This window comes from Streptosporangium sp. NPDC004631 (assembly GCF_053601935.1).
This window is the reverse complement of sequence record NZ_JBSGCR010000034.1, coordinates 66,498-75,003: the sequence shown is the minus strand read 5'-3', so window position 1 is coordinate 75,003 and position 8,506 is coordinate 66,498. Positions and strand designations below refer to the sequence as shown.

8 protein-coding genes are annotated in these 8,506 nt (G+C 70.4%); 3 read left to right on the top strand and 5 right to left on the bottom strand.

Annotated elements, in window-relative coordinates; translation table 11 throughout:
* The 3 genes from ACWEF2_RS26840 to ACWEF2_RS26830 all read right to left on the bottom strand — a co-directional run.
* Nucleotides 1-216 (bottom strand): hypothetical protein (locus tag ACWEF2_RS26840; protein ID WP_453819108.1); only part of this gene is annotated, 216 nt, incomplete at its 3' end.
* Nucleotides 217-350: 134 nt separating this feature from the next.
* Nucleotides 351-1,565 (bottom strand): helix-turn-helix domain-containing protein, encoded by a 1,215-nt coding sequence (locus tag ACWEF2_RS26835; protein ID WP_453819107.1) that lies wholly within the window; start codon nt 1,563-1,565, stop codon nt 351-353.
* Between the two features lie 184 nt (nt 1,566-1,749).
* Nucleotides 1,750-2,127 carry a winged helix-turn-helix transcriptional regulator gene (locus ACWEF2_RS26830; RefSeq protein ID WP_453819106.1) on the bottom strand — a complete coding sequence of 126 codons (378 nt, stop codon included), beginning with the start codon at nt 2,125-2,127 and terminating at the stop codon, nt 1,750-1,752.
* 150 nt (nt 2,128-2,277) lie between these two features.
* Here ACWEF2_RS26830 and ACWEF2_RS26825 point away from each other — a divergent pair, with 150 nt between their 5' ends.
* Complete coding sequence (locus ACWEF2_RS26825) at nt 2,278-2,931, top strand: NAD(P)-dependent oxidoreductase (protein WP_453819105.1); 654 nt, start codon at nt 2,278-2,280, stop codon at nt 2,929-2,931.
* Nucleotides 2,932-3,032: 101 nt separating this feature from the next.
* Nucleotides 3,033-3,836, top strand: coding sequence for a helical backbone metal receptor (locus ACWEF2_RS26820; protein ID WP_453819104.1), 804 nt, complete (start codon nt 3,033-3,035; stop codon nt 3,834-3,836).
* A gap of 111 nt (nt 3,837-3,947) precedes the next feature.
* Here the strand turns inward: ACWEF2_RS26820 and ACWEF2_RS26815 are convergent, their stop codons facing one another.
* Complete coding sequence (locus ACWEF2_RS26815; RefSeq protein ID WP_453819110.1) at nt 3,948-4,946, bottom strand: zinc-dependent alcohol dehydrogenase family protein; 999 nt, start codon at nt 4,944-4,946, stop codon at nt 3,948-3,950.
* Between the two features lie 41 nt (nt 4,947-4,987).
* Nucleotides 4,988-5,659, bottom strand: a complete 672-nt coding sequence (locus tag ACWEF2_RS26810; RefSeq protein WP_453819103.1) for a helix-turn-helix domain-containing protein — start codon at nt 5,657-5,659, stop codon at nt 4,988-4,990.
* A gap of 897 nt (nt 5,660-6,556) precedes the next feature.
* Between ACWEF2_RS26810 and ACWEF2_RS26805 the strand changes: the two genes are divergently transcribed.
* Entirely contained in the window at nt 6,557-8,503 is a 1,947-nt protein-coding gene (locus ACWEF2_RS26805) for a DUF4407 domain-containing protein (RefSeq protein ID WP_453819102.1), read from the top strand.
* Nucleotides 8,504-8,506 lie beyond the last annotated feature (3 nt).

Sequence of the window (8,506 nt, the reverse complement as noted above, 5' to 3'; positions counted from 1 at the left end):
ACGCTCCATCCACGACCGCAGCGGAGACCGATCCGGCCAGACGACACCGTCCATCCGATTGGCGTAGAGCCCCAGACCGATCCGGTGATGGCAACGGGCCCGGATCCCCCGCTCCCTGAGAAGCCGCTGCACCACGGCCAACGCCCTGTCATGCAGATCCGCCGTGGCCTCGTCGATCGTCTCCGCGGATCCGATCGGCGCCGTGTGCCGTATCACCTGTCCTCCAAGGTCGGAATCATCGGATTCAGGCGGCGAGAGAGGTGGCTCTCGCCGTCACGGCGACCTTACGGAGTGTCACGATCGTGGTTGTTCACGCTTTCCGGTGAACAATCGTCCGGTGAAAACGACGCCTACAGGGTCATGCGTCTTTCCAGACGGCGGAGTTCTTCGGGGACACTGCGGTAGTGGGAGCCGAGCTGCCGGACGGTTTCCCGTGCCGTGGGGTGGAAACGGGTCATTTGCGGTGCAATTTTGTCGGCCTTGAGTACGCGTTTGAATGTTTTGCCGTAGTCGTTGAGCCAAAGGTGGGTTCTGGCCATGTCGATCTCGTGGTGTGCCCTGCGCTCGGCATAGAGGGTGGGAGGCGGCTTGAAATCCGTGTCCAGACGGACCGCCTGGTCGTAGTCGCCGAGCTCGGTCGCCACCGCACATCCGTGGATGGCTATGTTGGTGGAATTCACTTCTGAGCCGTATGGGTCCAGACGGTTTCGCGGGTCGATACGGGCCGCTGTTTCGGACGCGAGGCCGTAATGCTCCCAGGCGTCCGATGCCCGTCCTATCCGGGCGGCGGAGACGGCGGCTCGGAGGTGCAGGGAGGCGTAAACCTCCAATCCTGCCGCTTCAGAGCGGTCTACGTTCTCTGCCGCCTGTCTCACCACCATCAAGGCGATGTCGCCGAACCCCAGATTGAGCATCAGCAGTGCGCGTCCCAGCGGAACCAGGTGCCGCAGATGGGGGTCGTCGGCGCGTGGGGCGGCGGTCGCGGCTCGTTCGATGCCGATCTGAGCCAGGTCGTTGTAACCCAGGCGGCGCGCCAGGGATGCCGCCAGGGCATAGGAGTGGTTCAGCAGACGCCATGCTTGCGGGGCGTCCGACTCCATCGTGCGAACCGTCAGTTCCTCGATGACCGCCGGTAGGTGGTTTCCAAGACTGACGTGTGCGGCGGCTTCTTGTAGTTTCTGGAGTTTGATCAGTTCTGCGGCCAGTTCGTTGAGCGGCCTCGGAGGGGTTTCCAGCTCGGGGGGAATGTCGATATAGGCCAGAGCGCGCCTGATGGCGGGGATTGCCTGGTGGACGGCATCGGTGCGTCTGTCGGGTCCTCGGTAGGGTTGGCCGTTGAGCTCGGCGGGGTCGACCGCGCACACGCGGGCCACGGCCGCGACGAGTGCGGGGGTGGCCGGTTTGTGGCCCGATTCGACCTGTGCGATCAGGCTGCGGGAGACGTGTGCCCTGGCCGCGAGGCCCGTCTGGGTGAGTCCTCGGCGGTTCCGTGCTCTGGCGATCCGGCGGCCGGTGGACTCGCTCTTGCCGTCGCCCGGATCGGGGTTCCAGTCACGCTCGGCCATCTCGGCTCCTCCTCGCCCTCGCGCGGCCTCTCCACCTTAACTTTCGCTCCGCCCGGGGAGATGAACATTCCTCAGAGACGACTCCGCTGAGGCGCCCTGATTCCTGTCATTCGTCGGGACTTGGTGGGGCTTGTTAATTCCATGCCGGTCCGGGCGGGGCACGGGGTGAAAAGCGAATGGTCTGTTATGTCGGTGCGGCTGAGCGGTTCTCGTACGCCTCGCGGGGGTCGACGAGTTCGGCCGCGTGCGCTTCGATCCAGGCGCAGCCGGCGGCCATCGGCTCCAGCAGGCTGCGACCGAGCGGGGTCAGCTCGTACTCGACCCGTGGCGGGATCTCGGCGTGGGCGGTACGTGTGATCATCCCGTCGCGCTCCATCGCCCGCAGCGACTCCGTGAGCACCTTTGGGGTGATGCCGCGCAGCGGTACCTGGATCTCGGAGAAGCGCCTGGGGCCTCCCTCCAGGCAAGCGATGATCCTCGCCGTCCATTTGCCGCCGAACCGGATCGGCACCGGTACGGGCAGGCAAGCGTCGAACATGGCGGGATCGAGCGGCTCGCTCATCGGGCACCTCCGGCGTGGGGACCCCGGGCTCCGGCTGCGGGGAGGGTGTCGAAGCAGGTCACTATCGTTGCGGAAACCGGCACCTCACGATCTACCGTCTGGGCGGTGACCGGCGATCCCACGCCGGTCCTGTTGGATGGAGTGTCCACGATGAGGAAGATAGTCGTTTTCGGCGCCGGTGGGCGAGCGGGCCGGCGGGTGGTCGCCGAGGCGGTCACCCGAGGCCACCAGGTCACCGCGGTGGTCCGGGACCCCGCGAGGTATCCGGAGCCGCTCGGTGCCGGGGTGACGCTGGTGCGGGGCGACGTCACCGAGCCCGGCAGCGTCGCGGAGGCCGCGGCCGGTCACGACGTGGCGATCGGGGCCGTCTACCGGGCCGACGTCCCCTCGAAGGAGTTCTACCCGGCCGTGGCGCACGCCCTGCTCGACGGTCTGACCCGGGCCGGAGTCGGCAGGCTGCTGTTCGTCGGCGTCGGTACCACCCTGGAGACCGCGCCAGGCGTGCCGGTCCACGACGCCCCCGGCTTCCCGGCGGAGTTTCGGGAGTTCTCCCTCGGGCACGAGGCGGGCCTGGACGTGCTCCGCGCGGCGGACACCCCGATCGACTGGCTGGTGGTCACGCCGCCGCCCACCCTCCTCGACGAGGAGGCCCCGAGGACCGGCCGCTACCGCGTCGGTGACAACCGGGTGCTGGCCGACGGTGAGGGGACGGGGCTGTTCTCCTACGCCGATCTCGCGGCCGCGCTGGTCGACGAGATCGAGAATCCGAGACACCACCGGACGCAGATCGCCGTGGCTCCCTGACCTCCTGATCTCCCGACCTCCTGACCTCGGGTGTTCCGGCGGCGCCCCGGTTGTCGGCCGGGGCGCCGGAATGTCATGGGAAGGGGGCGTGGAACCGATCCGTGGCGGCGCGGTACGTTGATCGGGTGGAGGGGGAGCCGTACGACGACACGGGGGTCCGCGTGCGCGTCCCCGCGCGGGTGCGCCGCGTCGTCTCGCTCGTCCCGTCCCTGACCGAGGCCGTCGCGGCGACCGAGGCGGAACTCCTGGTGGGGGCCACCGACTGGTGTGACCATCCGGCCGGACTGGACGTCGCGCGGGTCCGCGGCACCAAGAACCCCGACCTCGACCGGATCAGAGCACTCCGTCCCGACATCGTGCTGGCCAACTTCGAGGAGAACCGGGCCACCGACCTGGACGCGCTCCGCGCCGCCGGGGTGCCGGTCTGGACGACCGTGATCCGTACGGTGGACGAGGCGCTCGTCTCCCTGGACCGCGTGCTCACCCGGGCGTGCCGGATGCCCCGCCCCGCCTGGCTGGACGAGGCGGGGGCGGCGTGGAACCCGCCGGAGCCCGCTCGCCGGCGCCGGGCGGTGATTCCGGTCTGGCGCAGGCCGTGGATGGTCCTCGGCCGGGACACCTTCGCCGGTGACATGCTGACCCGGCTGGGCGTCGGCAACGTCTTCGCCGGCCATCCGGAGCGGTATCCGAGGATCCCGCTCGCGGATCTGCTCGCCGCCGGGCCCGACCTGGTCGTCCTTCCGGACGAGCCGTACCGTTTCACCGCCGACGACGGGCCGGAGAGCTTCCCCGGTGTCGACGCGGCGCTGGTGAGCGGCCGTCACCTGACCTGGTACGGCCCGTCCCTGGCCGAGGCGCCCTCGGTGCTGGCCGGACAGCTCGGCCTGGCGGCCGATGCCGGGTGAGGGGGCGCCGGCCTCCCGCCGTACGGCCGTCCCGCGCGGCGGTGGCGGCGGCCGGGGCTCGGCCACCACGGGGTGGACGCGGTGGAGCGGCCCGCTCAGCGCGGGAGTCGCTCAGCGCAGGAGTACGGCGGCGCCCTCGACGCGGTCGGCCGCAAGGTCGTCCAGTGCCCGGTCGGCGGCGTCGAAGGGGTAGGCGACCGTCGTGACCTGCGGGGGGCGCGCCAGGGCGAGGTCCAGGAACGCCCGGCCGTCGGCGCGGGTGTTGGCGGTGACGCTGCGCAGCGTCCGCTCCTGGAACAGGTGACGCCGATAGTTCAGCGCGGGGATGTCGCCGAGGTGGATGCCCGCCACGGCCAGGGTGCCGCCCCGGTCCAGGGCGGCCAGCGCGACCGGCACCAGCTCTCCCGCCGGGGCGAACAGGATCGCCGCGTCCAGCGGTTCCGGCGGGGCGTCCGCCGCGCCTCCGGCCGAGGCCGCCCCCAGCGCCAGCGCCAGCTCGCGGGCCCTGGCCGACCGGGTGAGGACGTGCACGGTCGCCCCCTGGGCGACGGCGACCTGGGCGGTCAGATGGGCCGAGGCGCCGAAGCCGTAGACGCCCAGGCGCCCGCCGGGAGGCAGGTCGCAGCGGAGCAGGGCACGGTATCCGATGATCCCGGCGCAGAGCAGCGGCGCCAGTTTCTCGGCCGGGGCGTCGTCGGGGAGGGGGTAGACGTAGTCCTCGGGGGCGGTCAGATATCCGGCGTAGCCGCCGTCGGCGTCCCATCCGGTGTAGGTGGAGGCCGGGCAGAGGTTCTCCGCGCCCCGGAGGCAGTAGCGGCAGCGCCCGCAGGTCGAGCGGAGCCAGGCCACGCCGACCCGGCTGCCGGGTGCGAGCCGTACGGCGCCGGGGCCGTTCGCGGCCACCCGGCCGACGACCTCGTGGCCCGGTACGGTCCGAGGGCGGTGCGGCGGCAGGTCGCCCTCGGCGAGGTGGAGATCGGTCCGGCAGACGGCGCACGCCTCGACCTCGACCAGTACCTCGCCGGGGCCCGGCTCGGGAACCGGGAGCCGGACCCGCTCCAGGGGACGTGAGGCCATCGGTCCGGGCCCGGCGACCACCCAGGCGTCCATCTCGCCGGGGATCGCCCGGCCCACCGGACGCGCGCCGGAGGTCACGGGGCGTGCCGGATGCGCCGGCCGGTGATCTCGGCGGGGACGATCCTGACGTACAGCTCGCGGTCACCGCCCGCCCACGGCTGAACGTCGGAGGCGTCGACCGAGGCCCGCTCGTCGTCGGAGACGTGGTGGGCGCCGCCGCGCACCAGCACGCTCCAGCCCTCACGGCTGGCGTCGTCGATCCGGTCGACCTCGAAACCGATCTTGAACTCGACGCCCTGGACACCGGTGCGCAGATTGTCGTCGAGCGGGCCGCCGAAGGCGGTGCGGAAGACCACCGCGTTGTCGTGTATCACGTAGTTGACCGGCAGGATCGCCGGTCCTCCGGGCTCGTTGAAGGCCACCCTGCCGACACCGCCGGGGGAGATCAGCCGCAGGCACTCCTCCGGCTCCAGCCGCTCCAGGCTGGGCCGGGGGGCGGGACGGCCGCGCCCGGGAGGCAGGTCCATCGTGCCGCCCAGCAGTTCCTCGACGCCGGTCCCCAGCGCGACGGCCAGTTTGCGCACGGTGTCCATCGTGGGGGACGCGGCGGCCTCCTCCAGGTACCCGAGGTATCCGGGGTCGATCCCGGCCCGGCCGGCCAGCTGCTCGCGGCTCAGGCCGAGGCTCTCGCGCCGCCTGGCCACTCGGCGGCCCAGATCGCCCGGGGCCGTCATATGTTCGGTCATGCGGGTCTCCAGTGGAAGGGTGAACGATCGTCCGGAGCCGGCGGCGGGAGTGTCCGGCCGCCTTCGATCCGGATCACTCCGGGGCCTCCCCCCGACGGCCTGTCCCTAACCTGCGGGAAGGTCGGCCCGATCGACGCGTGCTCCGTCGCGCCCCATCATCCCACCGCGGGGACGGCCGCCGGCCAAGGGCCGGAGGTCCCCGATGACAGGGTCCTTGGGCCGGTGGGGTGACTGTTGCACATCACATAAATCATGTAAAATAAGTTCCTTTTCGGCAATTGTGGCAGTGAGTAATTTTTCGCATTTAATGCTTATAGGCGGAGAAGAGGGGGGAGATCATTGGGGGGCCGCCGCGCCCGGGGGCGTCCCGAGGTGGAGGGGTGTGCCCGGATATGCCCGCGCGCCGGGTCTCGCCGGGGCCGTCTCCTCTCCCTGGGGTGGATGACCTGCTGGAAGCTGCCCTGAATGCCGTCGATATTGGCTTTATCGGGCATGTGTCCACCAAAGGAGTCCGATCGGATAAAAGACCGATTTATGCCTTTCGGTGAGTGGGTTCTGGTGGTTCATGTCCCTGCTCGATGCCGAGATCCTTTGCATAGGATGCGTAACGATCGAAAGACAAAACCTCACAAGTAGGGATTCGGTCAGTAGGCATAGTGCATCGTTCCAGTACCAAGCAGTGCGCGACTACCGGCGTGGGGGCCGGTAGGGCTCGTAGGGTGGACGGACGGAGCTTGGAGCGGGCGGCGCGGATGTCGCGGGTTCGGGGAGATGCGAATCCGGCTGCGATCGCGGGGAATGACGTTCCGGCGGAGTCAGAACCGGGAGAAGAATGTCAAGTATTAAGAAGTTTGGTGGAGTGTGCGGAGATAGTAAGCGCCGGGCGTTGCCGAGTCGATGACGGAAGACAATTGGTTCCGCGACTACGCCGCGCCCGGACGCGACTCCAGCCGGCCTCCGGCGGCCGGCCCGAACGGTGCCCAGCCCTCCGGGGAGGAGACGGACGCGGCGTGGCCGCCCGTCGGCGGTCCCGGCGGAACCCGGCCGTACGAGAACGGTTTCGCCGACGGCGCCCGACCCTCGGCCACCCGGGATCCGGGCGGTTCCACGGACGATCCACCGGGAGACCGGACCTCGGGGAACGGTTCCGGCGGCACCGGGCACACCGGTATCGGCTTCGGCGCCACGGGGTACTCCGGCACGGGCTTCGGCGGCACCGGGCACCCGGGTGCCGGCTTCGGCGACACCGGGACGTGGGGGAGTGGTTCCGGCGGCGCCCGGCACTCCGGCAACGGTTCCGGCACCCCCGGGACGTGGGAGGACGACTTCGGCGGGACGCCCCCGGGCGGCGCTCCCGGCGCCTACTACAGCGAGCGGACCGCCAACGACCCCACGACGAGGTACCAGACCCTCCACGACGACCCCGCCGCCCCGGACGACCCCGACGAGCGGACGGACGACGGACCCGGCGACTGGCGCGATGACCGGCGGGAGAGCGGTGAGGACGCCGGGTGGACGCGCCCCCAGGGGCCCGCCGGGCGGCTGTACGAGACGTTCTCCGACACCTTCTCCGGGCTGCGGGAGAGGCTCCGGTTCAGGCGCCGTCCGGCGCCCGGACGGGCCGAGGTGCACACGCCGCCCCGAACCGTCACCGGCGCCGAAGGCTACCGGGTCCCCGTCGCCTCACGCCCCTTCCTGTGGTGCGCGGGCACCGACCCGGACCTCGTCCCGAACCGCAGCGAGCTGTACCGCTACTCGACGATCGGCGTCTTCGTCTGCCTGGTGGCGCTCGTCGCCACCACGATGTTCGCGATCTTCGCCTCGGTCGTCAACGGGGAGTTCTCCCCGGCGATCCTGCCCTTCGCCGCGATCTGGGGCGTCGTCATCTTCTGGGTCGACCGGTCGATCGTCGCCGAGCCCGCCTACGGCAAGGTTCTGTCGGGGACGGACCGGACCGGCCTGCTCGACCCGGTCGGCAGGAGCCGGAAACCCGGCTGGCTGACCTATCTGATGCGGCTGATCCTCGCCGTGGGCGTGTCCTTCATCATCGCCGAGGCCGTGACGCTGCTCATCTTCCAGTCGGAGGTCAAGGAGCAGCTGGCCTTCACCCAGACCGCCCGCACCGGCCAGCTCGACGCCACCTTCAAGGCCGCCGACGAGGACAGGCGGCGGCAGCTCGACGTCAAGTACAACCGGGAGAGTCTCTGCGCCGAGAGCGACGCCAGAAGGCGCGTCCGAGACGCCGTGCAGCGGAAGAAACAGGACGAGGAGGCGGGCAAGGAGGGGCCGGGACTCAGCGGTGACCGGGGGGTCGGCCGGATAGCGGCCAACCTGAAGCGGGACTACGACAACGCGCAGCGGGAGTACCGGGCCGCGCAACGCGAGTGCGACGCGGCGCGCAAGGCGGTCACCGCGGATCTCACCCGGTTCCAGGAGGCCGAGCGCGCCAAGCGGGAGGCCGAACGCCTCGACGTGCGGAGGAACACCGGCTGGGTGGCCCAGGAGAAGGCGCTCCACGAGTTCATCAGAAACAGCGACAGCCCCATCGTCTTCGCGCTGCCCTGGGTGCTGCGGGTCACGATCCTGGTGCTCGACCTGTTGCCGCTCAGCGTCAAGCTGCTGGGCGGCCCGACCGTCTACGAGCGGCGGCTCCGCGAGCAGGCGTACAGCCAGGCCTACGAGACGCAGCGGCTGCGCGACTCGCACATCGCCAAGATCGACATGAGGTACGACCTTGATCGGCTGAAGACACGGGACAGGTACGACCAGGGGCGCGCGGACATCCGTGACGGTCCCGACCGCGGTAGTCGGGGGACTCGTAAACATCGGAATCGATACTTCTGAGGG

Coding starts and splice junctions, on each gene's coding strand:
- ACWEF2_RS26830 (WP_453819106.1), bottom strand. CDS start 2,127: ATGAGCGAGCCGCTCGATCCCGCCATGTTCGACGCTTGCCTGCCCGTA.
- ACWEF2_RS26835 (WP_453819107.1), bottom strand. CDS start 1,565: ATGGCCGAGCGTGACTGGAACCCCGATCCGGGCGACGGCAAGAGCGAG.
- ACWEF2_RS26805 (WP_453819102.1), top strand. CDS start 6,557: ATGACGGAAGACAATTGGTTCCGCGACTACGCCGCGCCCGGACGCGAC.
- ACWEF2_RS26810 (WP_453819103.1), bottom strand. CDS start 5,659: ATGACCGAACATATGACGGCCCCGGGCGATCTGGGCCGCCGAGTGGCC.
- ACWEF2_RS26815 (WP_453819110.1), bottom strand. CDS start 4,946: ATGGACGCCTGGGTGGTCGCCGGGCCCGGACCGATGGCCTCACGTCCC.
- ACWEF2_RS26825 (WP_453819105.1), top strand. CDS start 2,278: ATGAGGAAGATAGTCGTTTTCGGCGCCGGTGGGCGAGCGGGCCGGCGG.